Source organism: Bacillus sp. J14TS2 (genome assembly GCF_018333015.1).
Taxonomy (GTDB): domain Bacteria; phylum Bacillota; class Bacilli; order Bacillales; family Bacillaceae_C; genus Lederbergia.
Genome location: NZ_BORE01000001.1, coordinates 510,500 through 534,959, shown reverse-complemented (window position 1 = coordinate 534,959; position 24,460 = coordinate 510,500). Strand labels below are relative to the sequence as shown.

Sequence of the window (24,460 nt, the reverse complement as noted above, 5' to 3'; positions counted from 1 at the left end):
AAGGAGCCCTTTTAATGGCTAAACAAGAATTATCAGCGGATATCGTTATAGTCGGTGGCAGTTTAGGTGGTTGTGCAGCCGCTTTAGCGGCGTGCAAATGGGGATGTAGAGTTATCATGACAGAGGAGACGAAATGGATTGGCGGTCAGCTGACAAACCAAGCTGTACCACCAGATGAACATCGTTGGATTGAACAGTTTGGGTGTACACGTAGTTATCGCAGCTTTCGAGAAAATGTGCGCCAGTATTATCGCCATCATTTTCCGTTAAGTGAAGAGGCAAGAAAAATATCCATTTTGAATCCTGGAAATGCGAGCGTGAGCCGCGTTTCACATGAACCACGGGTAGCGCTAGCTGTTCTAAGGGATATGCTAGCACCCTATCTTCATAGTGGGAAACTGACGATTATGGAAGAAACCAAGATAAAGTCTGCGGAAACAGATGGAGATACTGTGTCGGCAATTGAGGTTGAGAACACTTACACTAGTAAGAACTTTGTACTTACCGCTGATTATTTTTTAGATGCAACAGATATGGGGGATGTTTTACCGTTGGCTGAGGTTGAGTATGTGACAGGTGCTGAATCTCAAAAGGAAACTGGTGAACCCCATGCCTTAGTGGGAGAGGCTGATCCAATGGATATGCAAGCTATTACTCACTGCTTTTCTATCGATTATGTGGAGGGAGAAAATTTCACGATTCCCAAGCCAAAAGCTTATGATTTTTGGGAGCAATATCAGGCTCCGTTTTGGCCGAATAAACAACTTAATTGGACAGGTGTGAGTCCCATTACTTTAGATCCGATTACATATGGATTTTTTAAAGAAGAGAATAAGTTTTCTCTCTGGGAATACAGAAGATTAATTGATCATTCTAATTTTTCGGAAGGTCTGTATGACAGTGATATCTCCCTTATTAATTGGCCGCAAAATGATTATTGGCTAGGTTCGATTATTGATGTAAGTGAGGAAGAAAGGAAAAAGCATATGGAAGGTGCTAAACAACTGAGCCTCTCACTACTATATTGGATGCAAACGGAGGCACCTCGCCCTGATGGGAAACAAGGTTATCCAGGGTTACGTTTACGACCAGATGTAGTGGGAACTGAAGATGGATTGGCGATGTTTCCTTATATACGAGAATCACGAAGAATCAAGGCTGAGTTTACCGTTCTTGAACAGCATGTTAGCACAGCTGTAAGGGATGAAGACGTTGCAGATGTTTTTAAGGATAGTGTCGGAATTGGCAGTTATCGTATCGATCTCCATCCGAGCACAGCACTTCGTTCCTTTATTGATATTTCCAGTCTTCCATTTCAAATCCCACTAGGAAGCCTTATTCCTGTTAGAATCAACAATTTGTTACCGGCCTGTAAGAATTTAGGCGTCACTCATATTACCAATGGATGTTATCGCTTGCATCCCGTTGAGTGGAATATTGGAGAAGTGAGTGGATATTTGGCTGCTTATTGTTTGAAAAATGATCTAATCCCCCGTCAAGTACGAAATGACAAAAAGTTATTAAATGACTTTCAGCTGTTCCTCGTACGTGAGGGGATTGAACTTGAATGGCCAACCATTGGTTCTGTATGACGTTTGATTTGCCACTACTTAAAACATACTAAGCCTCTCACCTCGTACCTATTGACGTGTGGGAGGCTAAAGGGAGAGGGGAAGCTTGCAAAAGGAGGATTTTGAAACAATTTCTAAAAATAAGACCAACTTTCATTTTGACCATGATTATTTTATTAATCCACAGCCATTTGAGTCAATTGTCTTATATCAAATTGGTGATTTAAGTTGCAAAGGGGGATATGTTATTCGAGAGCATAAGCAACTTTGTTATGAAATTAGCTATATTGTTTCTGGAACAGGAGTTTTTACAGTGAATAACAAGAGTTATCCGGTCCGAGAGGGAGATATTATTTTAAATGTACCGGAACAGCTTCATAGTGGCAAAGCGGATGAAATGGATCCATTCCGCTTTTTTTATATGGGATTTGGTTTTTCGAAAGGGATGGATGAAAATGATCCGCTTTTTCTTATTAAAAAGATGTTTGATAAGGAACAACAATCTATAGTACGAGACCATCTTAGTATTGACCTTCCTTTTATTCATATTTTTAAAGAATTGATTAGTTTAGATCAATATTCTACCCATATGATGGGGATGTATTTGCGGCAAATTATCGTCATGATCTATCGGAATTTCCAGAAGAGCTTTTCTATTGATTATGATCCTCATATGATCAGCAATAAGACGGAACAAATTATCTACCGAATGATCAATTATATCGATTCTAATCTCCTCCAAATTGGCGATCTTAAAGAAATTGCAAGTCAGCTACACTATAATTATTCGTATCTTTCCAGAATATTTGCTAAGGAAATAGGGGTAACGATTCAAGAGTATTATAACCGTAAACGATTTGATAAGGCTGTTGAATGGCTGAAAAGTGGAGAGTGGAATGTGACACAGGTAGCAGAAAAACTTCAATATCAATCCATCCATTCATTTAGCAAGGCTTTTCGAAAAAACTTTGGTGTATCTCCAACCGAATACCAAACTTTATTAGGAAGTGCAAAAAAGGAACAATACAACATCAAAAAGGGATAAACCCTCCATGACTGAGCTTTGCTATGATAGAAATACCATACAGCATACAGATAGATGTAAGGATAATATTGTATACAAATAAGGTGGTGCGTAAAGAATTATCTGATTAATTTTTTAATTCAGTTTACTGGTGATACTTGGGTTGTCAGTGATGCCTAGAAAATGTTATGGGGGATGAAGCTGGTGAATACGGAAATAAGGAATTGGTATTTATTAGGAATGATATTTGTTCTTAGTATAATAATGATTTTCGGTTGTTCGTCGGATAAAGGTAGGGAAAAAGTCAATTCAGAAGAAGCACAAGGAGAAAAGATGGGAGATACTGAAAGTGGACTTGATCCATGGACTTATAATGGAGCCCCTGTGACACTAAAAATGATGATTTGGATAGACGATGAGACTTTTAGAATAAGATATAAAGAAAAGATAGAGGAGATATTTCCTGAAATCACTTTAGAACTAATTAGCGGAGGTGATAGTGAGGAACAATTACAGGAACTATTTGCTAAACGGATAATGCCTGATATTCATATTGGAAAACCAAGGGCAGATTTAGTGAAAACGCTTGATTTTTTAGAACCGATTGATGACTATATTGAAAAATCCGGATTTGACTTAGGCATTTTTCAGAAAGGGATCATTGAAAACTTACGTGCAGGTGACCCTACTGGTGAAGGGCATTTATATGGATTACCTGTAGAAAATAATGTTCGAACAATGTTCTATAACAAAGATATCTTTGATTTATTCGGTGAACCTTATCCTGAAGATGGGTTGACTTGGAATGAAGTATTGGAAATAGCGGGTCGGTTAACGCAGGAGAGAAATGGTATTCAATATCGTGGACTAGCGATTGACCCAGGAGCAATGCCTTTTATGCAATTAAGTGTTGGTGGAACAGATGCAGAGACAGGTGAGATTTTATTTGCTAATGATCCAAATACGAAGAAGTTTTTTGACCTGTTAGATAAGTACCGTAATATTCCGAATATCGTTAACACAAATGATACGCTGGATGGATTTCATGATGGTCCACGTAATATTGCTATGAGTATTTTGAACGCTCCTTGGTTTGAATTGTTGACAAGAGAAGAAGGCTTTAATTTTGATATGGTCACTGTCCCGACATGGGAGGAACTTCCTGATATCGCTCCGACGTGGGGAGCATTACCCTTAAATATCACAAAACATAGTGAACATAAGGATGCAGCTTGGTCGGTTGTTGCTTTTTTGGCATCAGAGGAGGGGCAAATACACTTATCAAAAGCAGGAAGTCCTCCTGTTATTGAAAATCAAACTGCATTCGAACAATTTACAGCAAATAGCACAAAGGATTTGGATCAGACATTCAATTCAACGGCACCTTTTACACAAACATTAGCAGAGTTACCACCTTATTCAAGATATGATGAGCCATTTTTCGATTTTATGAACAATAAAGGGGAAGAGTTTTTGACATCTGATCAAGATGTTGTTACATATATTCGTGAAATGGGGGAGGAGTATGCAGGGATTGTGGAAGAGATAAAAGCTCAACAATAGAGTATTAAAAAAGTGAAGTGCTCGTTTTTCACATTTAGTTATGGGGAACTCTAGCTGAATGTATTAGCAAAAGATGGGGGTTTTCAGTAATGAAGAAAATGAAAGTAGCAGTGATTGGCTGTGGAACAATAGCACCAAACCATATAAAGGCTTACGTTGAAAATGAGCGGACAGAAATTAAATATCTTGTAGATATTCGGCTTGAGCGTGCCGAAAGGTTGGCAGAGAGATTCAACGTACCTCATACGGCGGAAAATTTCAGGGACATTCTAAATGATGAGGAAATCGAGGCGATATCGGTTTGCACACCAAATGATACACATGCAGAAATTGCCATCGCGTGCCTGGATGCAGGGAAGCATGTGTTATGTGAAAAACCTGCTGCTATAAACATGGATCAAGTGAATGAAATGAAATCGGCTGCTGACCGAAATAACCTGATTTTGAATATTGGTGTTGTCAACCGTTATAACACGGCGGTCAATAAGATTAAGGATATGATTGATAATAGGGAACTCGGTAAAGTGTATCATGTTTATTGTTCTTTTCGAGCCCATCGCTCTATCCCGGGGCTTGGCGGACCGTTTACAACAAAGGCCAAGTCGGGTGGCGGCGTCTTAATTGATTGGGGGGTACATTATCTTGATTTGATTTTTTATAGTTTAGGCCAACCAGAAATACGTACCGTATCTGGAACTGCCCACAGTGAATTGGCGAAGAATATGAAGGATTACACCTATATCAATATGTGGGCGGGTCCGCCTGATTATAATGGAACCTATAATGTCGACGATTTTGTCACAGGTTTGATACGGACATCTGGACCCACTATCAGTTTAAATGGAGCATGGGCACAAAATATCGGAGAATCAGCAACGTTTGTTGAATTTCTTGGTGATAAGGCCGGTATCAAATGGCAATACGGCGGAGATTTTAGCGTGTATTCTGCCAAAGATGGTGTCTTGTATGAAACGAATCCCTCTTATTCCAAAGCGGATATGTTCTATGAAGAGATTGATGGGTTTATTCAATCGGCTATGAGCAACGTGAAAAGCCGATCAAATATAGACAATGTACTTGTCACCTCAGAAGTGATGGAGGCTTTATATACATCATCAGAAAAAGGGAGAGAGATTTTTTTATGAAAAAGGTTGGCTTTATCGACTTTTATCTTGATGAATGGCATGCGAACAATTATCCAACTTGGATCAGGGAAAATGCGAAAGAAACAGGGCGAGATATAGAAGTTGCGTATGCATGGGCAGCGATGGATCTTGAAGGTGGATTGGATACAGAAAGCTGGTGTGAAAAGCAGCAGGTACAAGCACTAAATTCGATTGAGGAGGTCGTGGCGAAATCGGATTACCTCATTATTCTGTCACCAGATCATCCAGAACACCATGAACAATTGGGACAAATTCCGCTAATGTCCGGAAAGCCTGTTTATATGGATAAAACCTTTTCTCCGGATTTAGAAACAGGGAAGCGGATGTTTGAACTCGCTAGGCAATATGGTACACCTTTATTTTCTAGCTCAGCCTTGCGGTTCTCCACGGAATTATTCGATTATAAAAATACCAAAAAGGAACTAGAATACGTGGCGACTATTGGACCGGGTATTTTTAAAAACTATGCCGTGCATCAATTTGAAATGATTGTTTCATTGCTGGGAATCGGGGCCAAACGTTTGAAAAGCTTGTCAACGAAACATGCCAATTTGCTTCATATTGAATACAAAAATGGTAGACAGGCTTCGCTCTCACAAATGCAACATGCAGATTTTCAAACCCATTTACAATTCGGTGATGGCAAGGGCGTATGGATTTCCCAATGTTCTGATATGTTTCCTAAATTAGTAGATTCCATCCTCACTTTCTTTGAGACAAGGGATTCTCCTGTTACGTCCGAGGAGACATTGGAAGTGATGGCCTTGTTGGATGCTGGAAAAACTGCACTGGGAAAAAGAGATACTTGGATTGGTGTTCAATCGACGGATGAAGAATTTTAGCTTTGGCATACATCATCAAGAGGGGTTGAACTGTCGTGAACCCTCGCATTAGAAAGAATTTAAAAATCGAGTGATGTGAAGAGGTGGGGTCATTACATGAAAATATTTAGGTTTAGAAAAAGTGGGATCGTATTGTTTATCTTCATATTCTTTACAGCGTTTATTACAGCCTGTTCTAATCAATCAGGGACCAATTCCAAAGAAAAAACAGTTAAATCAGATACGTCTGACGTATCTGCAGAGGATAAGGACCCTGTAACAATCAAAATTGCTTATGCCTTTGGAGAAGAATCCTTTCATGACAGGTTTGATCATATTGATAAAAAATTAAAAAATATTGAGATTGAATATGTAGCTTATGAAAATACTTTGGAGTCTCTTCAAGAAATTTATGCCAATAATGTAAAACCTGATATTATTATTCAGTACAATGATATGGCGCCAGTCAAAGAATTAGATGTGATTGAACCGATTGATGATTTAGCTGCTAAACACGGATTAAATATAGATACGCTGCGTCCCTCACTTGTAGCTTATATCCGTTCACTAGATGAAGAGGGGAGAATGATTGGTTTGCCAGATGGTTCTTCACATGTTGCTCTTTATTATAATAAAGAAATATTTGATTTATTTGGAGTAGAATATCCTGACCCAAATAAAAATATGACTTGGGAAGAAGTATTTACAATAGCAAAACAAATGACAGGTGAAAGAAATGGTGTAAGTTATGTCGGCTTTGAGTTTGCTTGGGGTAATACAGCAGCCGCTGCTCAAATGCCGTTAAAGGAGTTTGCGATCAATATGACTGATCCTAAAACAGGGGAGTTTCTATTTGATGAACGACCAGAATTCAGGGAATATTTTAATATGATGGATACCTTCTATAATATTCCTGATATTTATGATCCAGAAACAGAAGGCTCGTGTCTCTTTTGTGAAAAGAGAGCAGCAATGTCGCTTGCTTCCAATTTGTTCCTGAATGAGGGAATGGGTGACCTTGAAACCCAAGAGAATATGGATCTCTTACCAGCGCCTATCTGGCCAGAGGCCCCAAATATAACTCCATATTTAGGGTCATCGCCGATGATCATCGCGAATTACAGTGAACATAAGGATGAGGCCTTTCAAGTTTTATTAGAGTATATTTCTCCAGAAAACCAATTAGAGATGGTGCAAAATGGATCATCAGCCAGTGTGCTTAGTGATCCGGCTATCCTTGAACAATATGCGGCAAATAATCAGTATTATAATAATAAAAATCGGAATGCATGGTTTACAGGGGAACCGGCTCTATATGAAGAGATGCAAAGTAGGTGGGATATTTTCGTCGATATTGGTGGAGCTTTAAAAAAGCTAGCAGAGACTGATATTGATGTAAATACACTTATGCGTGAGCTTGAAGAAGAATCCACTGGAAAGATACAGGAGGCTATGTCACAAAAGTAATTTAGTAATCCCCTTATCTCAAGGTTCTTGAGATAGGGGGATTTCCATTTATATTATCATGTTGTTTAATTTTCCTGACATATTCTATAGGGGATTTTCACAATCAAAATGGCCTATCGTTTTGCGGCTGGGAAATGATACAATAATATTTATGATCTAGAAAAAAACGGAGTTGGTCTTTGGTCAAATTATTGATTTGAAAAGATAGGAAGTGTAATAAATGGTTTATGGAATCGGTCTAGATATTGGTGGTACGAAAGTGGCTGCAGGAATTGTTGGCAGCGAGGGAGAAGTTCTTTTTAAAAAAACAGTCCCGACCCCAGAGATGGGAAAAGAGGAAATCCTCATTTTATTAAAGACAATTATTTTGGAATTAATAGAGTGGGCTGATTCTCACAAAATCAAACTTGATGGAATAGGAATTGGGACGGCTGGACAAGTTCATTTTTATGAAGGAAAGGTGATCTCAGGAACACCGAATATTAAAGATTGGAATGGAGTCAATCTCCGGAAGGACATTGCCGCATATACAGATTTACCTGTGTTTGTAGACAATGATGTAAATGTACTGGCTTTAGCTGAATCCGTTTTCGGTGCAGCAAAAGGTCACAGAGAGGTGATATGCCTTGCCCTTGGTACAGGAATTGGCGGGGGCATTCTCTCAAACGGCGAGCTACTTAGAGGCGTGTGGGGTGGAGGTGCCGAGCTTGGCCATATGTCAATTGATATAAATGGGGAAACCTGTAATTGCGGACTGAAGGGGTGTTTAGAAACATACGCTTCAGGAACATGGATAGGTAAAAGAATGCAGAAGGCCCGGCAAGAGCGGGGGCTCTCTACTGATGTAACAAGTCGTGATGTGTTTACGCTTTATCGACAAAAGGACCCGCTTGCTAAGCAGGTGATTCAGACCATGATTCATGGACTTAGCTATGGCATAGTTAATCTTATTCACTTATTCAATCCTCAAGTAGTCGTATTAGGTGGAGGCGTAATGAATGAGGGACAATGGATCATTGATTTGGTCCAAGAGGAAATCAACACGATGGGAATGCGATCATTGGTAGATAATGTGGAAATTAAAATTTCCGAGCTTGAGAATGAGTCAGGTTTGATTGGTGCTGCCATGCAAGCATGGTTATATAACGAAAAAGCATAATGATTGGGATTATGACCTTGAAAAATCCTTGATTCTCTTTTAACTTTTACTTGACTAATCGTGGGAAAGAGGTTGGGACATAACTAAAAACGCCAAGTTCCAAAAACGAACTATGCACTATCTTTTTTGTCCCATCCTCTTTCAAAGAGCTTGCTACATACCCTTCCCTGCATGATTTTGACGGGAATGGTTTTTATTTTTCACTTTTTTAGAGCCGTTTAAAGGTTCAGGCTGTCCTGAACGATTGGCATTGTCTTTACGTTGACTTTTCGCCATTATGCTTACCTCCAATCGAATTTCATTGAAATCCTAACATTATAATTTCCATATGAGGCTTAAATTATCAAAAATAAGCATTCTCTCTTAAAATTCAGTAAAGAATGATGAAGAGCGTAGAAACGTGTATAATTTAGTCAGCAAATCGTTGCATAAGGGAGGAAGTCATCATGATGAGTTCATTAATAGAAGAAACAAGAGCTGGATTACTTGAAAATATTCATGACGGGTTGATCTGTGGAGTTAGTGATCAATTTGAAACGCTGTATCAAGTGGGCGATATAGAACAATATGTCTACTATCGTTCTGCTGCTAAACCGATTCAGGCTATTCCAGCTTTTATGACAGGTGTGAAGGAAAAATATCAGCTAACAGACGAAGAAGCTACCTTGTTTACAGCATCTCAGCGTGGAGAGTCTTACCATATAGCAGCTTTGGAGTCATTGCTGGGGAAAATACCAGTAGCAGAAAGGGATTTGTATTGTGCAGCATCGCTTGCTCTAAATTCAGAGCCAAGAGATGAAATGATTCGAAATGGACAAGAAAAGAGAAGACTATACCATAATTGTGCTGGGAAACATTTAGGTTTTCTTGCAGTATGTCGAGTGCTCGGTTACCCCCTTGAAGGTTATTGGCAAATGGATCACCCGCTTCAGCAAAAAATTGTGGCCATTCTTTCAAGTCTGGCTGAGATTTCCCAAGACAAAATAAAAACAGGTGTAGACGGCTGTGGTGTTCCAGTCTTTGCTATTCCACTTAAGAACATGGCAATTACATATTTAAAGCTTGCCTGTCCAGATTTAATTGGAGGCAAAGAAATCAGAGATGCCGTGATCCAAATGACGAAATTAATGAATGAAAACCCCGATATTGTCGCTTCTGAGCATTTTGTCTGTTCTGTTTTGTTAAGAGACTCTAATATCGTAGCAAAAGGTGGAGCACAAGGTGTCTACTGTTTTGGTTTAAAAAAGGAAAGAATAGCTTTTTCATTAAAGGTATTAAGTGGTTCAGAAGAAGTATGGCCGAATATTCTGGCCTCCATCTTGGAGCAAATCGGCTACAGAAATAAAAATACAATTGCATCTTTGAAGGCATTACGACCAGCTGTGGTCAAAAATGATGCAGGCGAAGAAGTGGGAAAAGTAGAAACAGTGTTTTCACTGTAAAATAAATGCAGGAGGTAATATTCGTGCAAATTGAAGTGATTGTGCAAAATTTTGTCGATGCAATAAAGGCCGAGGAACTGGCTGTTGACCGACTGGAGCTTGTTTCTGGAATAGAAGAGGGTGGTTTAACTCCAAGTTACGGTGTGGTAAAAAGTGTACTCGATCATGTTTCCATTCCAGTTCAAGTTATGGTTCGTCCTCATGGCTATAGCCATATATATTCGGATAATGAATTAAAAGTGATGCTGGAGGATATAAAGTACTTGTATGATGTGGGGGTAAAGGGAATCGTGATCGGAGCTATTCAACCTGATCATACGCTGAATTTGCCGTTTATTGAGTCTATCATTCATGCACACCCAGACTTAGATATCACTTTTCATCGGGCCTTTGACGAAGTTAACTCATTGACAGAGGCGTATGAAGCATTAGTTCCATATAAAGAACATGTAAAACGGATCTTAACATCTGGCGGAAAGTCTTCGTGTTCGGAAGGGATTAAAGCATTACAATCATTAGTTCAGCTTTCAAAGAAACAAAATGGGCCTGATATTTTATTAGGTGGAGGCCTGCATCCTGATAATATTGAAGAAATACACGCACAAGTTGATGCTTCCCAATTCCACTTTGGCAAGGGTGTAAGAGTGGATGACTCCTTCGTAAACACCTTTGATAGAGAAAAAATGAGCATACTCCACAAGGTATTAAAATAATACCTTTGAGCGGATTTTAATTTTGTTTATGTCTGGGAAATTAAAGCCAGCTTGCTGTTCCCGAAGCCGGAATTCAAAGCAAAAGCAGTTGCAGCGATCAGATGGCTACATCCGAAAATGATGCTACACACTCGAAAAGGCAGAAAATCAATGAGAAAAGGTTCGTAGGGTGTGCTACGCACCCAAAAGAGTAGAAAATCAGTGAGAAAAGGTTCGTAGAGCGGCGCTACGCAAAAAGCAATAAATCAGGTAAAAGGAGTTCGTAGCGCCCCTCTTAATAAAGCCAAAATAGAAAAATCCCTACTCCAGCTAGTAAAATGTCCTTTACAAAGGGCGGATTTACGGATGGATAGGGATTTTTCCGACTGTAATAAAGTGACTCTCCTAGTTCTCGCCATCAATAAGAGAAAGACAATACTTTCCAATATCATAGCCTGTTTTAGCGATTTGATCCCGTAGATGATCTGGTAGTCGAATGGTTTCTTTATGGGTTTCATAGGTGAAATCCCCTTCATAACCAATTTCTCTTAAAACAGGTAAGAGTCGATGCCAATCGACTGTTCCATGAAAGGGAAACAGATGATCATCACCTGCTCCATCATTATCATTGACATGGGTGGCTTTTAAACGTTTCCCAAGAGTTCGAAGTGCCGGTCTTTGATCCTGATAAAGAAAATTAGCATGCCCAAAATCCCAGCAAGCTCCAATGCGAGAATCCTGATAGGCGTCAACTAAAGTGGCTAATTCCCCTGCTTCGCTGCAAAAACGACGTTTTGTTTTTGGTCCTTCAATCATATTTTCATAGGCAATCCCGACATTATGCCTCATTGCAAGTTCTATAGCAAAATCATGCATCTCCATATTTGCCTGAATGTTGGCTTCCACATCAAATGGGGATTTTTCTCGATCCTCTAAAGGATGCAATACTGCCCATTTAACACCAAGAATCGAACTGGCGATAATCGAACGTCTCATCATTTCCTGGTAATGTGCTTGGAAATCCTCTTTATAATTCTTAATATGCCCTTTGATAAACACAGGATGTGACTGGGTAAATTCGACACCTATTTTATCAGCTTCATTTCGTACATCCTCGATGACCTCTTGCCAATTTTCCTTCACTAATTCTGTTCTCCCATTGATTGCTTGGCAAAAGTGGATATCTAACACGTTGAAACCAATATCCACACATCTTTTAAATGAATCCTTATAAGAAGGATAGCTTCCATCAAGTCTGGTTCCAAAAATATGGGTTGTTGTTGATAATCTCATAAATTTATCATCCTACCTTTATTGTAAATATAGTGTTACGCATGATTCTTCCAACGGCAAATTTACTTATAATTTTTTTATCCAGTCGTGGAATAGGTATCCATGTTGGGAACAGAATAAAAACAACTTAGGATGCGCCTTCATTCTACTGCAAACATTGGGAGATGTCTAATGGGTTGGTGGAAAGTAATTCCATTGAAAAATTAAAAAGTGATTGACAGGGAAAGGCTGTATCTATATAATATATTGAAAGCGCAACCAGATTGTGGAGTGTGCAAATCATCTTTTGTTAATATTTCGGGTAGAGAAGAAGAGAACCCTTAAAAAAGTTTAATGGACTCCATTTCAGCATTAAAGTCTATTAAGTTTTTTTAAGGGTTTTTTCTTTTCTTTAATCGTCCTACTGCACTTCTTTCCATACAAACTGATTGTCAGGCCATCTGCAAAATCCATTTAGAACGCCCTGTTTTTCATGGGCTTTCTATCTAGTGGATCAACATTAGCCTTTTTTAAAACCTCAAGGATGAATGAGTGGACCATGTCGGTTTTAAATGAACATTCTCCCTCTTGCATGGCAGGTATTTTAATTTGATTAGGAACACTGACTAGACAATGGGAGGAATAGTATGTCATTTTTACATTATTTATTTGAAGAATACATTCAGGGTCATCAAGAGATGTTTGTGCGTGTTGTAATTAGTGCTGTTCTTGGCTTTTTAATTGGCTTAGATCGATCATTTAAAAGCAAACCTGCTGGGATCAAGACGTATACATATGTCTGTGTAGCTTGCACATTGATTACGATTATTTCTATCCAAAGTGCTGATATGCTAAGTGAACATAATAGTGGGAAAATGATGGATCCGATGCGTTTGGCCGCTCAAATTGTTTCTGGCCTAGGGTTTTTGGGCGCAGGAATGATCTTGAAGGATGGGCTTAAAGTGATTGGACTCACCTCAGCAGCTATGATTTTATTTGCTGGAGGTGTTGGCATAGGAATAGGGGCAGGCTTTTATGCAATTGTCATTTGTGCTGTTGTCGTTTCCTTTTTGATTACAAATGTGGGGCTTTTATTAGAAAAGAATAAACTAGAAAGTCATAAGGAAGGAGAAATTGATATTGAATCATAGTCAAAGAGAGTTAAGTCATATAAGATAAAAATGGAATATTCTCAAATAAGTGCGTGTTCAAAAAGGAGGATAAAAAGGACCGAGTCGGTTAAAAACGCTGACGTCCTGTAGCAACACCGACACTAGTACATCCTGTACGTCGAAAGTTCGAGGCGGCGAAGCTTTGAGCACCGGAATGTACGTCAGTAGGTACATGAGGAGCGGAAAAGCGAGCCAACGAACTTCCACAGGATGTGGTGACTTCGACGTTCGACACAGGATGTGTCGGTACTTAGTCGAAGATCCTTTATCTCGAAGTGTCATGTTTACCGGACTTTTTGAACATCCTCAATAAAGGAGTTTATATTGATGACAAAAATATTTGCACACCGCGGTAGTTCTGGAACACATCCTGAGAATACGATCGCTGCTTTTAAAGAGGCAGTTAGACTTGGAGTCGATGGAATTGAATTGGATATTCAACTTACGAAGGATGATGAATTAGTTGTTATTCATGACTATACATTGGACCGCACTACAAATGGAACAGGAAAAGTTAGAGATTATACAGTCGAAGAAGTGAAAGCATTTGATGCTGGTTCAAAGTTCTCATCTGAATTTACAGGTGAAACCATCCCCACCTTTCGAGAAGTATTGGCGTTACTTCAAGATACTGATATAGAATTAAATATTGAAATTAAGAACCCTGTTAAAGAAGATACGGGAATCGAGAAAAAAATGATCCAAGAACTCGAAGAATATCAGTCTATTCATCGTTCCATTGTCTCCTCCTTTAATCATGATTCTCTAAAAAGAGTCATCTCGATGAACAATGAGCTTGAATGCGCCATTTTATATACGAAAAAGTTCGAAAATCCTTGGGAGTATGCAACGGAAATTGGAGCAAAAGCCCTGCACACGTATCGTCCTGAGACAGAGCGTGAACAGGTCACAGAGGCACAACAAAGGGGATTTCCAGTGAGGGTATTTACTATTAACAAAGAAGAAGATATGTCAAATTTCTTCACAGCAAAAGTGGCCGCTATTTTTACTGATTACCCTGAAAAGGCAATAAAAATATTGAGAGAAGTAGAGAAGAAAGAGTGGAAATACTTATAACGTTATAGCTATTGTAAGGATGGATATTAGCTTCTCATTCTATTTTAAAATAAAATGGGAAGCAGAAATTCCATAAAATTGTAAAAGGGGTCTTGAAATTGTTTTATTTTTACTTTATGATTTAATCAATCAAATTGATTTATATTGTTTGTAAGAGAGTGAAAATGATAGCGGGCTGGAAAAAATGTAAGGAGTGTTAATTTTAAATGGCTAATTATAAACTGTTAGCGCTTGATTTAGATGGAACCGTTTTAACAGATGATAAGAAAATAACGGAAGCAACAAGAAAATGGATTCGAAAAGCAGTGGATGAAGGTGTAACGGTTATCTTTTCAACCGGGCGGGGTATTCAAACTGCTGGAGCCATTTGGGACGATTTAGCCCTTGATGCACCGATGGTTATGGTGAATGGTGCGGAAATATGGAAAGGTCCTGGTCAGTTATGGGAACGCCATTTTATCAGTAGGGATGATATTCGTTGGCTTCATGAACAAGCGATGGGGGCAGGAGCAAAGTTCTGGGGGTATAGTGTAGAAAGCCTTACACATAAAAAAGATTGGACGGATGAAATGTTTGAGAGAGATTGGTTAAAGTTTGGTATGCATCATGCCGATCTTGATGAGATTCAGAAATTAAGAGAATTATTACAAAGTAGAGAGAGCATAGAAATAACACGCTCCGCTCCTATTAATATAGAAATATCGTTAAAGGGAATTTCTAAAGAAACGGGAGTACGAAGAGTTTGCGAACTTCTAGGTATCACGATAGATCAAGTGATGGCTGTTGGAGATAATCTGAATGATCAACGTTTGATTCGCGCAGCAGGCCTGGGGGTTGCCATGGAAAATGGGGATGAAGAGCTAAAGCAAATTGCAGATGTGGTGACGGAGTCGAATGAAGAAGATGGTGTAGCCAAAGCTATTGAGCGTTATTTATTAGGATCATACTCTCCGGTAAAGGCATAACATTTTAGATAATTTAGTACGAAGTGGGGATGAGAAATTGCTCAAGTCAAACAAAACAAATAATACACCAGAGCAGATTAGTGTATTGGAAAGTTCAAGATCTGGAAGTGAAAATGATAATAGTCAAAGAGAAGTGCTGAATGAGTCACCCTGGTGTATACAGAAGGAAGAGACTTTTCAAGTAGCACCTGGTATGACTCATTCTCATCAAATTTTACAAAACAAGAAGTACCAGCAATCTATCCATGTTCTTCAAGTGGATCCACACAATCAGTATATTAATCCAATTGTATTTTCATCTAAAGGAAAAGTTGAATTTTTAGAAACAGTTGGGAATATGCAGCAGGAGCTTATTGAAAAGGGAAAAAATGTCGTGGCAGGGGTAAATGGTGACTTCTTTAGTTGGATAGGAGTGCCAACGGGATTGCAAATGTGCAATGGTGAGATATTTACCTCACCCTCCATGATCAAAGTTTTATTAGCAATTATGACAAATGGGCAAGTTTTATTAAAGGACCAAGTAAGGATGAATGCATATCTCGAGTTTGAATGCGGTTACAAACAGGAAATAGAATCCATTAATCGTGCAAAGTACTTGAAGCATACAAATCATGCTTTTCTCTATAATCATCGGTTCGGTTCTTCAACCCGCACTCCCGAAGGTGTAATGGAACTTGTTATTCAAGTCCCAGATGAACGTATCTTTTCTAATAAACAAATGGTAGGAGTAGTGGAATCCATTCATCAATCTGCTAATACTTCGATAGAAAAGGGAAAACTTGTACTATCTGTGAGTGGATCGGGAGCAGACTGGATCAAAAAGCAGGTGAAAATCGGTGATAAAGTTACAATTGATGTTTCATTGAATCAAGGTCTAAATGAAGCACGTCATGTCATTTCAGGTAACTCCACTTTGGGCTTTGTACTTTTAAAGAATAAGGAAATATCTCAAGAAATACTTGATCCAGAAATTCCACTTAATCGTGATCGACATCCGCGTACCATGCTCGCAATGAAGCAGGAAAGTTTATATATCGTTGTTGTAGATGGTCGGCAACCAGGCCATTCGAGAGGGATCACATTGGCGGAAGGAGCCGAGTATTTGCAAAGTATTGGGATGGAAGCAGCCATTAATATTGATGGAGGTGGCTCAACGACCTGTTATATCAGGCAACCAGGAGATGTGCAACCAACAGTGATCAATCGTCCTTCTGATGGATTTGAAAGAGCAGTAGGGAATGGCTTGTTTTTCGAAACAATCGCACCTGTATCTCCGTTAAATACTTTAGTTGTTAAACCAAAGTCTCCAATCCGAGTGTTGGCAGGGAGTAAAGTCCAAATGGATGTAAAAGGACAAGATCGTTTTTGCAACGCTGTTATGGTTCGCCCATCCACACTCACTTGGTCTGTGGTTGGTGATATTGGATATATGGAAGGAAAGGAGACGTTTAGAGCATATACAACGGAGGGAATTGGCGAGCTTAACGTTCGTTCAGGAGCGGTTTCCCACCAAAGTTCGATTCAAGTAGTGGAAGAAATTACTCGATTAGAAGTAACTCCAACTACAATTGTTGTAGAACCAAGTGGTGAAGTCGAAATAGATGTTTATGGCTTTGACGAAGAAGGCAACAAGGTTTGGGTTTCCCATGATCAAATAGAATGGTTAATGCAAGGAGGAATTGGGGCTGTCTCGGAAACGGGTGTTTTACAAGCTAGCCAAGAAATCAACCAAGGGAAGATCATTGCAAAATATAAAAATTTAGAAGTAAGCATTCAAGTCAGTGTAGGAAAGCCACCAGTCACTTTAGCCAAATTTGATTCGTTGCAAGGACTCACTGTATACGGGGAGAAGGCAGTGGACGATTCTGTTACATTGACGTTAGCACCTAGACCAGAACCAGTTCGTTTTGGAACTTTTTCAGGAAAATTAACCTATGACTTTACAGATATATCGGGTGCTTCGAAAGCAGTAATCCAATTTCTAGATGATGGTGGAGAAAAGGGATTAGAAATTGAGGGAGAACCTTATCGAGTTGGATTATGGGTATATGGCGATTCTAATTGTCATTGGCTACGCTTAGGTATTGCGGATGCAAATGGGGAGAGCCGGTCTTTAAGTTTTACAGAACCAGGTGGTTTGGATTGGACTGGATGGAAATATGTCTATGCTGATATCGGGGAAAATACGGCTTTTCCTATTACAGTTCGCTATGTATTTATTACGGAAACGAATGACGCTAATAAAAATGCGGGCGTGCTCTATTTTGATCATCTAAGAGCCGAGTATGTCAAAGTTGAAGAAGATTTGGAAGGACCTATGTATAGTCATCCTACACCAGCTCCCAATCAAACAGTAAAAGACGATCATCCACTAGTTAGTCTCATCCTTAAGGATGAAGAAAGTGGGGTGGATCCTTCTTCGATTCAGGTATGGATCAATGAGCAACTGGTCGATCATATATATAATCCCGCAACAGGGCAAGTATCTGTCCAGCTTTCTCCTAGCAAAAAAAAGGTTACTCACCAAGTGGTCATTGAGGCGGCGGATATGCATGGAAATCCAATGGTACCAAAGGCTAGTTGGGAATTTGTGAGTACACCTTTACAAAATCTTAACGAAAGCTGAATTAAAAAATCAAATTGATTTATTATAATGAGGTTACATTGAGTTCTGTAAGGGGGTCACTAAGGCAAAAGCACTTAGATATAATTCCAAACTGGAATAAGGGGTGAATGACAATGAAGAGTACTTACATTGATAAACAACAAAATACAGATGTGAAAATAAAAAAGAAATTTAACATACGGAGGAGAATTTTCAATAATTGGGATATTTATCTACTCCTTGTGCCAGTCTTAGCCTATTTTATTATTTTTAAATATATCCCTATGTACGGTGTTCAAATCGGATTTAAGGATTTTATTGCGACAAAAGGTATTACTGGCAGTGAATGGGTAGGCATGAAACACTTCACACGTTTCTTCGATAGTTATTATTTCTGGCGGTTAATCAAAAATACATTGGGCATTGGGTTATATGAATTAGCGGTTGCCTTTCCAATTCCGATTATTCTTGCCTTGATGATTAATGAGGTGCGTCTGAATCGATTCAAAAAGCTTGTGCAAAATGTGACCTACGCTCCTCACTTTTTATCAACCGTTGTGATTGTGGGCATGTTGTTTTTATTTCTAAACCCGCAATATGGAATGGTCAATAATTTATTATCTGCTATTGGTCTAAAACCAATTTCATTTATGACAGAACCTGCTTGGTTTAAGACTGTGTATGTTCTTTCCCATGTGTGGCAGCAAATGGGATGGAGTTCAATCATTTATTTAGCAGCATTGGCGGGTGTGCCTCCAGAATTGCATGAAGCAGCAAGAATGGATGGTGCCAGTCGACTTCAGCGAATTAGACATGTTAATATCCCGGCCATTGTTCCAGTCATTATCATACTTCTTATCCTAAATGTCGGAAATATTATTAGCGTAGGGTTTGAGAAGGTGTTCCTCATGCAAAACGCATTAAATGTAGAGGCTTCCGATGTTATTGCTACACATGTTTATAAAACAGGGATTATGGGTGCGCAGTATAGTTATTCGACCGCGGTTGGCTTGTTTAATTCAATCATTAGTTTTATTTTACTTGTTGTTGTAAATCAAATATCGCGTAAAGTCAGCGAAACAAGTCTGTGGTAAGGGGGGAATGAGAGAATGGAAAAACAATCAATCGGAGACCGCACCTTTGGGATTGTGAACTTTTTATTACTTTGTCTTATCTTAGTGATTGTCATTTATCCGTTAATTTTTGTCCTTAGCGCCTCTATTAGTAACCCAGAATTATTGCTTAAAGGGGAGATTCGCTTATTACCTAAGGAAATTACTTTTGACGGTTATGCCAAGGTGTTCAAAAACAATGATGTTATGCGTGGATATTTAAATACTTTTATTTATACAGGGGTAGGAACGGTTATTAATCTGATGATGACAACCGCTGGAGCATACGCTCTGTCAAGGAAAAACTTATTTGGACGGAATGTGATAACAGCCTTGCTGATCTTCACGATGTTTTTCAGCGGCGGGATGATCCCAACTTATCTAGTCATAAAAGATCTTCATATGTTAAATACAATTTGGGCTATGGTTATTCCTGGTGCTATCTCAGTATATAACTTGATTATTATGAGAACCTTTTTTCAGACAAGCATTCCCAATGAAATTGAAGAAGCCGCTCATATTGATGGGTGTTCGAATCTACAGACGCTGTTTAGAATTGTCTTGCCGCTTTCGACCCCGATTATCGCCGTTATGACGTTGTTTTATGCAGTTACTCATTGGAATTCATTCTTTGATGGTTTGATCTATTTAACAGATCGCAGCAAATTCCCATTGCAACTGATTTTACGGGAAATTCTGATTCAAGAAGATGTCGCAGATATGGATGCCACAATGGTAGAGTCGGTGGTTCAACAAGCGATGTCTGTAGAGGGAATGAAATATGCACTTGTTGTCGTAGCTAATATTCCCGTCTTGATTATGTACCCATTTGTCCAAAAATACTTCGTTAAAGGGGTTATGATTGGCTCGCTTAAGGGCTAAGTACCTTTATATAAAAATTCTAGGAGGGTTATGTCTTGAAGATTAAAAGAGTTTCGATCTTTGCGGTTGGATTGTTGTTGATCTTTTCCTTGTTAGCGGCATGTAGCAACGATTCAGCAGGAAAGGAAGCAGAAAAAGAGAAAGATGAAGAGGCAAAGGCGAATTTTAATGAAGAGGGATTGCCGATTGTAAACGATCCAATTAAGCTTACATTTGTTGCACCTTCATCAGACTCCCCTGATTGGAATGATATTCTGATATACAACAAATATGAAGAAATGACCAACGTAGATATTGAATGGGAAATGATTTCAAATGAGGGCTTGAAAGAAAAAACTAATTTAATGCTTGCTGGTGGCGATTACCCTGATGCTTTTCATAGTGTTGGTTTGTCTACACAGGATTTAATCACATATGGCGGGCAGGGGGTCCTGCTTCCACTCAATGATTTAATTGATAAGTATGCCCCTAATTTTAAGAAAATCTTGGATGAAAACCCGGATGTGAAACGTGGAATCACGATGCCAGATGGAAATATCTACTCGTTTCCAAGACTTTATGACCCCGACTTTCACTCGGTTCTCGCGAACTGGAAATTGTGGATCAATGGAGATTACCTAAAAGCTTTGGGAATGGAAGAGCCAACAACCTTAGACGAATTCTATGAATATCTTAAAGCAGCAAAAGAAGAGGATCCTAATGGGAACGGAGAGGCTGACGAAATTGGCATAAGCGCAAGTGGTGATGGCAACCTTATCAATATATTTAAAGGATCATTTGGATTAGGTAACAAAGGAATAGCACATGAATATGTCGATATCGATCCTGAAACCAATGAGTTAAGATTTATGCCTATTGATGATCGATATAAAGAAACGCTTCAATATTTAAATAAATTATATTCAGAAGGACTTATTATTGAGGATCTATACACGGTCAAATCAGAAGAAACCCATGCACGGGGAGCAGATGGGTTGTTTGCGGCGACCATCACGACAAACCCTGGAACGGGATATGGCCGTGATGAATACATCGGTGCTCTGACACTGGAAGGTCCCTATGGTGATAAGATTCATTCAAATTATGGCTCACCACTTAACAATTTAGGCGGCTTTGTAATAACAGATAAAAATCAATACCCTGAAGAAACGGTGCGTTGGATCGATTATTTTTATAGTGATGAAGGAAGTAAGCTCTTTTTCATGGGGATTGAAGGAGAAACCTATGAAGAAAATGCGGACGGAACAGTTGAGTACACAGATATTATTGAGAAAAATCCCGATGGACTTACTCGAACTGAAGCGATATCTCAGTATTTGACTTGGCGAGCAGGTCCATATCCAGCATTTGTAAAGCAAGATTATTTTGGGGTAGAGACTTCCAACGAGGCAGCTGAAAAGTTTAAAGAAAATCAACCAGAAGAAATCTGGCCACCATTTAACTATACGAATGAAGAAAGTGAAATCATGTCTTCTGTTGGAACGGATATCGAAGATTATGTGACTGAATCCCAAGCTAAATTTATAACAGGGAAAGCTTCATTTGATGAATGGGATAAGTATGTAGAGACAGTGAAAAAGATTGGCTTGGAGCAATATATGGACATTTATCAAGAAGCCTATAATCGCTATCAAGAACAAGCTGAATAATTTTCTAAGAATATTTCGTTAGAGAGGTTATGGGGTTGAGACAAAATTATTTTCACCAAAGAATGAACTACCATGGTGTATATAATGCACTTTGGAAATACACTTCGCTAAGGTAATGCATTGTTCGGCTTTGGAGCTCAGCATTTTAGTTATGTCTCAGCCTCACCTTTATATAAATAATTAGTATATAGGAGGGGTTTATCTTGAAGCTTAAAAAGTTTTCAATCTTTGCGGTTGGATTATTGTTGATCTTTTCCTTGTTAGCAGCTTGTAGCAGCGACTCTGCAGGAGGAGAAAAAGAGAAAGATGATGAAGCAAAAGCTGATAATTTTAACGAAGAAGGCTTTCCGATCGTGAATGATACGATCGAGCTTACATTTGTTGCGCCAGCAGACGCAGCGCCAGACTGGAATGATATCCTTGTGTATAACAAATATGAAGAAATGACGAACATGGATATTAAATGGGAAATGATCTCAAAAGATGGGTTGAAAGAAAAGACCAACTTAATGCTTGCGGGTGGAGACTATCCAGATGCTTTTCATAGTGTTGGTTTGTCTACACAAGATTTAATTACGTACGGAGGACAAGGAGTTCTGATTCCGTTAAATGATTTAATTGATAAGTATGCCCCAAATTTAACGAAAATCTTGGATGAAAACCCTGATATCAAACAAGGAATTACGATGCCGGACGGAAATATTTACTCATTTCCTCGGATATTTGATCCAGAGTTTACCTCTGTTATGGCGGGTTGGAAATTATGGATCAATGAAGACTTCCTAAAAGCATTGGATATGGAAGAGCCGACGACCTTAGATGAATTCTATGAATATCTCAAAGCAGCAAAAGAACAGGACCCTAATGGTAACGGTGAGGCCGATGAAATCGGTCTAAGTGCAAGTGGTGATTCGAATCTAATTAATCACTTTAAAGGTTCATTTGGATTAGGAAATAGAGGGGTAGCACATGAATATGTTGATGTCGATCCAGAAACCGACGAGTTACGATTTATCCCTACTGATGATGGTTACAAAGAAATGCTTCAATATTTGAACAAACTTTATTCAGAAGGCTTGATCATTGAAGACTTATACACAGTTAAATCGGAACAAACAAATGCTCGTGGAACAGATGGTTTATTTGCGGCAACATTGACGACAAATCCAGAATCGGGGTATGGTCGTGACGAATATATTGGTGCAAATACTTTAGAGGGTCCACACGGCGATAAGCTATATTCGAACTATCGTGCTCCGCTTGTTCATTCTGGTGCCTTCTCAATTACAGATAAAAATCAGTATCCAGAAGAAACAGTGCGTTGGTTAGATTATTTTTATGGAGATGAAGGGAGTAAGTTCTATTTCATGGGTATCGAAGGTGAAACCTATGTTGAAAATGAAGATGGTTCTGTAGAATATTCAGATCTTATTAATGAAAACCCGGATGGTCTATCTTATGTAGAAGCGATCTCCAAGTATTTGACCTGGCGCGGTGTTACGTATCCGGGTATTGTAAAGGAAGCATATTTTAAAGGATCAGAAGGTTTGGAGTCCTCTAAAGCTGCAGCTGAGAAGTTTGTCGATGATCAGCCTGAGGAAATTTGGCCACCATTTAACTATACAAATGAAGAAAGTGAAATCATGTCTTCTGTTGGAACAGATCTTGAAGATTTTGTAATTGAAGCTCAAGCTAAATTTATTACCGGAAAAACATCATTTGATGAGTGGGATAAGTATGTCGAAACAGTGAAAAAGGTTGGACTGGAACAATATATGGACATTTATCAACAAGCATATGATCGTTACCAAGAACAAGCTGAGTAAGCTAGCTAAAGGGGGATGGGAGGCAGCTTCCATCCCTGGTTTTGTTACTGAAAGTGGTATCCTACTAATAGTTTAAGGAGATGTCATAGGAATCTTTTAGTGACTGGGTAAAACGGTAAAAATTTGGAGTGTATAGAGATAGAAGGGGATGTGGACAGTGAAAATCGTACAATACAATGTTTTGGATGGTTGTCGAACAGATGAAAGATATGCCATGCTTTTTAACTGGTTGAAGGAGCGAGACTACGATATTGCTGGCTTCAATGAAATGAATGATTGGACGGAAGCAGAATTTCAAAGGGAAATGGAGAAACTGGGGATGCCTTACACGGTACTTTATCGAATGGAATCCAGCCGCTTCTCCATTGGTATAGCTTCTAAATGGCCAATTGAAAACATATATATGACCGATGAAGCGCCGTTCCATCATGGACTTTTACATGTGAAAATCCAAGAGATTCATTTTCTCGTTACTCACCTTTCACCATTTGAATCTACGATTAGAGAGAAGGAAGCAACAGAAATTGCCGATTATATACAATCCATTCATGAGCCTCTTATGCTGATGGGGGATTTAAATACTTTATCACCACTTGATCAGGATTACTATAAAAACAGTGGTAGCAAAGAAAAGATGCTGCAGCGGAAATTTTCAAAACGCCAACATATTATAGATGGAGAGATTAATTATCAACCGATGCAAACTTTACTGGATGCAGGATTACATGACATTGGGAAGGGTGAATCCTTGGACTATTCCTTGCCGACGAAAATTAAAGGAGAGTTACAAGATCCCATTTATGTAAGGATCGACTATATGCTGGCCAATCAGGCGATGTTAAAACTGAATCCGTCATCGACAGTTATCCGGGATGATCAGGGAAATAGGATTTCTGATCATTATCCTGTACAAGGCCAATTCGAGGATGAATAGATTTTGGGTATCGGATTATATGTGGAAATTATGAAGTGAAAAGCCAGCTTAGCAGAAAATG

The 24,460-nt window shown here is 38.9% G+C and carries 20 protein-coding genes; 18 read left to right on the top strand and 2 right to left on the bottom strand.

All coding sequences use genetic code 11. From position 1 onward, the window contains the following. Nucleotides 1–14: 14 nt before the first annotated feature. From KI375_RS02200 to KI375_RS02170, 7 genes are all read left to right on the top strand, one after another. A complete protein-coding gene (locus KI375_RS02200) occupies nucleotides 15–1,592 on the top strand; it encodes an FAD-dependent oxidoreductase (RefSeq protein WP_212971892.1) in 1,578 nt (525 codons plus the stop codon). A gap of 85 nt (nucleotides 1,593–1,677) precedes the next feature. Then, a complete protein-coding gene (locus tag KI375_RS02195) occupies nucleotides 1,678–2,616 on the top strand; it encodes an AraC family transcriptional regulator (protein ID WP_212971891.1) in 939 nt (312 codons plus the stop codon). Nucleotides 2,617–2,799: 183 nt separating this feature from the next. After that, a complete protein-coding gene (locus KI375_RS02190; protein ID WP_212971890.1) occupies nucleotides 2,800–4,158 on the top strand; it encodes an extracellular solute-binding protein in 1,359 nt (452 codons plus the stop codon). 89 nt (nucleotides 4,159–4,247) lie between these two features. Beyond that, nucleotides 4,248–5,303, top strand: coding sequence for a Gfo/Idh/MocA family protein (locus tag KI375_RS02185; protein ID WP_212971889.1), 1,056 nt, complete (start codon nucleotides 4,248–4,250; stop codon nucleotides 5,301–5,303). After that, nucleotides 5,300–6,166: a Gfo/Idh/MocA family oxidoreductase gene (locus tag KI375_RS02180; protein ID WP_212971888.1), complete on the top strand. Its 867-nt coding sequence runs from the start codon at nucleotides 5,300–5,302 to the stop codon at nucleotides 6,164–6,166. The genes KI375_RS02185 and KI375_RS02180 overlap by 4 nt, the downstream gene beginning before the upstream one ends. Before the next feature lie 96 nt (nucleotides 6,167–6,262). Beyond that, the gene (locus KI375_RS02175) at nucleotides 6,263–7,612 is read left to right on the top strand and encodes an ABC transporter substrate-binding protein (protein WP_212971887.1); all 1,350 of its coding nucleotides are present in this window, start codon (nucleotides 6,263–6,265) and stop codon (nucleotides 7,610–7,612) included. A gap of 220 nt (nucleotides 7,613–7,832) precedes the next feature. Next, nucleotides 7,833–8,771: an ROK family protein gene (locus tag KI375_RS02170; protein ID WP_212971886.1), complete on the top strand. Its 939-nt coding sequence runs from the start codon at nucleotides 7,833–7,835 to the stop codon at nucleotides 8,769–8,771. A gap of 153 nt (nucleotides 8,772–8,924) precedes the next feature. Here KI375_RS02170 and KI375_RS02165 read toward each other — a convergent pair whose 3' ends face one another. Further along, nucleotides 8,925–9,047 (bottom strand): small acid-soluble spore protein P, encoded by a 123-nt coding sequence (locus KI375_RS02165; RefSeq protein ID WP_207446786.1) that lies wholly within the window; start codon nucleotides 9,045–9,047, stop codon nucleotides 8,925–8,927. Between the two features lie 167 nt (nucleotides 9,048–9,214). On the opposite strand from KI375_RS02165, the gene KI375_RS02160 reads away from it, so the two are divergent. After that, entirely contained in the window at nucleotides 9,215–10,213 is a 999-nt protein-coding gene (locus KI375_RS02160) for an asparaginase (protein ID WP_374706793.1), read from the top strand. Nucleotides 10,214–10,236: 23 nt separating this feature from the next. Next, the gene (locus KI375_RS02155) at nucleotides 10,237–10,926 is read left to right on the top strand and encodes a copper homeostasis protein CutC (protein ID WP_212971885.1); all 690 of its coding nucleotides are present in this window, start codon (nucleotides 10,237–10,239) and stop codon (nucleotides 10,924–10,926) included. Nucleotides 10,927–11,310: 384 nt separating this feature from the next. Here KI375_RS02155 and KI375_RS02150 read toward each other — a convergent pair whose 3' ends face one another. Continuing rightward, a complete protein-coding gene (locus KI375_RS02150; protein WP_212971884.1) occupies nucleotides 11,311–12,198 on the bottom strand; it encodes a sugar phosphate isomerase/epimerase family protein in 888 nt (295 codons plus the stop codon). Nucleotides 12,199–12,824: 626 nt separating this feature from the next. Here KI375_RS02150 and KI375_RS02145 point away from each other — a divergent pair. The 9 genes from KI375_RS02145 (at nucleotide 12,825) to KI375_RS02105 (ending at nucleotide 24,399) form a co-directional block, all read left to right on the top strand. After that, nucleotides 12,825–13,328, top strand: a complete 504-nt coding sequence (locus KI375_RS02145) for an MgtC/SapB family protein (protein ID WP_207446780.1) — start codon at nucleotides 12,825–12,827, stop codon at nucleotides 13,326–13,328. A 348-nt stretch (nucleotides 13,329–13,676) separates the two neighbouring features. Beyond that, entirely contained in the window at nucleotides 13,677–14,426 is a 750-nt protein-coding gene (locus KI375_RS02140) for a glycerophosphodiester phosphodiesterase (protein WP_212971883.1), read from the top strand. A gap of 206 nt (nucleotides 14,427–14,632) precedes the next feature. Then, on the top strand, nucleotides 14,633–15,391 hold the full coding sequence (locus KI375_RS02135; protein WP_212971882.1) for a Cof-type HAD-IIB family hydrolase: 759 nt from the start codon (nucleotides 14,633–14,635) through the stop codon (nucleotides 15,389–15,391). Nucleotides 15,392–15,428: 37 nt separating this feature from the next. Beyond that, the gene (locus KI375_RS02130; protein WP_212971881.1) at nucleotides 15,429–18,017 is read left to right on the top strand and encodes a phosphodiester glycosidase family protein; all 2,589 of its coding nucleotides are present in this window, start codon (nucleotides 15,429–15,431) and stop codon (nucleotides 18,015–18,017) included. 113 nt (nucleotides 18,018–18,130) lie between these two features. After that, nucleotides 18,131–19,090 carry an ABC transporter permease gene (locus KI375_RS02125; protein ID WP_374706778.1) on the top strand — a complete coding sequence of 320 codons (960 nt, stop codon included), beginning with the start codon at nucleotides 18,131–18,133 and terminating at the stop codon, nucleotides 19,088–19,090. Between the two features lie 15 nt (nucleotides 19,091–19,105). Continuing rightward, the gene (locus KI375_RS02120) at nucleotides 19,106–19,990 is read left to right on the top strand and encodes a carbohydrate ABC transporter permease (RefSeq protein ID WP_207446770.1); all 885 of its coding nucleotides are present in this window, start codon (nucleotides 19,106–19,108) and stop codon (nucleotides 19,988–19,990) included. 35 nt (nucleotides 19,991–20,025) lie between these two features. Further along, nucleotides 20,026–21,639, top strand: a complete 1,614-nt coding sequence (locus KI375_RS02115; RefSeq protein ID WP_212971880.1) for an extracellular solute-binding protein — start codon at nucleotides 20,026–20,028, stop codon at nucleotides 21,637–21,639. 203 nt (nucleotides 21,640–21,842) lie between these two features. Beyond that, a complete protein-coding gene (locus KI375_RS02110; RefSeq protein ID WP_212971879.1) occupies nucleotides 21,843–23,465 on the top strand; it encodes an extracellular solute-binding protein in 1,623 nt (540 codons plus the stop codon). Between the two features lie 157 nt (nucleotides 23,466–23,622). Continuing rightward, nucleotides 23,623–24,399 carry an endonuclease/exonuclease/phosphatase family protein gene (locus KI375_RS02105; protein WP_212971878.1) on the top strand — a complete coding sequence of 259 codons (777 nt, stop codon included), beginning with the start codon at nucleotides 23,623–23,625 and terminating at the stop codon, nucleotides 24,397–24,399. The last annotated feature ends 61 nt before the right edge of the window (nucleotides 24,400–24,460 follow it).

What these genes read in the sequence shown, in the direction of transcription:
- KI375_RS02200 (WP_212971892.1), top strand. Translation starts at nt 15, where the DNA reads ATGGCTAAACAAGAATTATCAGCGGATATCGTTATAGTCGGTGGCAGT.
- KI375_RS02185 (WP_212971889.1), top strand. Translation starts at nt 4,248, where the DNA reads ATGAAGAAAATGAAAGTAGCAGTGATTGGCTGTGGAACAATAGCACCA.
- KI375_RS02180 (WP_212971888.1), top strand. Translation starts at nt 5,300, where the DNA reads ATGAAAAAGGTTGGCTTTATCGACTTTTATCTTGATGAATGGCATGCG.
- KI375_RS02175 (WP_212971887.1), top strand. Translation starts at nt 6,263, where the DNA reads ATGAAAATATTTAGGTTTAGAAAAAGTGGGATCGTATTGTTTATCTTC.
- KI375_RS02170 (WP_212971886.1), top strand. Translation starts at nt 7,833, where the DNA reads ATGGTTTATGGAATCGGTCTAGATATTGGTGGTACGAAAGTGGCTGCA.
- KI375_RS02165 (WP_207446786.1), bottom strand. Translation starts at nt 9,047, where the DNA reads ATGGCGAAAAGTCAACGTAAAGACAATGCCAATCGTTCAGGACAGCCT.
- KI375_RS02150 (WP_212971884.1), bottom strand. Translation starts at nt 12,198, where the DNA reads ATGAGATTATCAACAACAACCCATATTTTTGGAACCAGACTTGATGGA.
- KI375_RS02145 (WP_207446780.1), top strand. Translation starts at nt 12,825, where the DNA reads ATGTCATTTTTACATTATTTATTTGAAGAATACATTCAGGGTCATCAA.
- KI375_RS02140 (WP_212971883.1), top strand. Translation starts at nt 13,677, where the DNA reads ATGACAAAAATATTTGCACACCGCGGTAGTTCTGGAACACATCCTGAG.
- KI375_RS02135 (WP_212971882.1), top strand. Translation starts at nt 14,633, where the DNA reads ATGGCTAATTATAAACTGTTAGCGCTTGATTTAGATGGAACCGTTTTA.
- KI375_RS02125 (WP_374706778.1), top strand. Translation starts at nt 18,131, where the DNA reads ATGAAGAGTACTTACATTGATAAACAACAAAATACAGATGTGAAAATA.
- KI375_RS02120 (WP_207446770.1), top strand. Translation starts at nt 19,106, where the DNA reads ATGGAAAAACAATCAATCGGAGACCGCACCTTTGGGATTGTGAACTTT.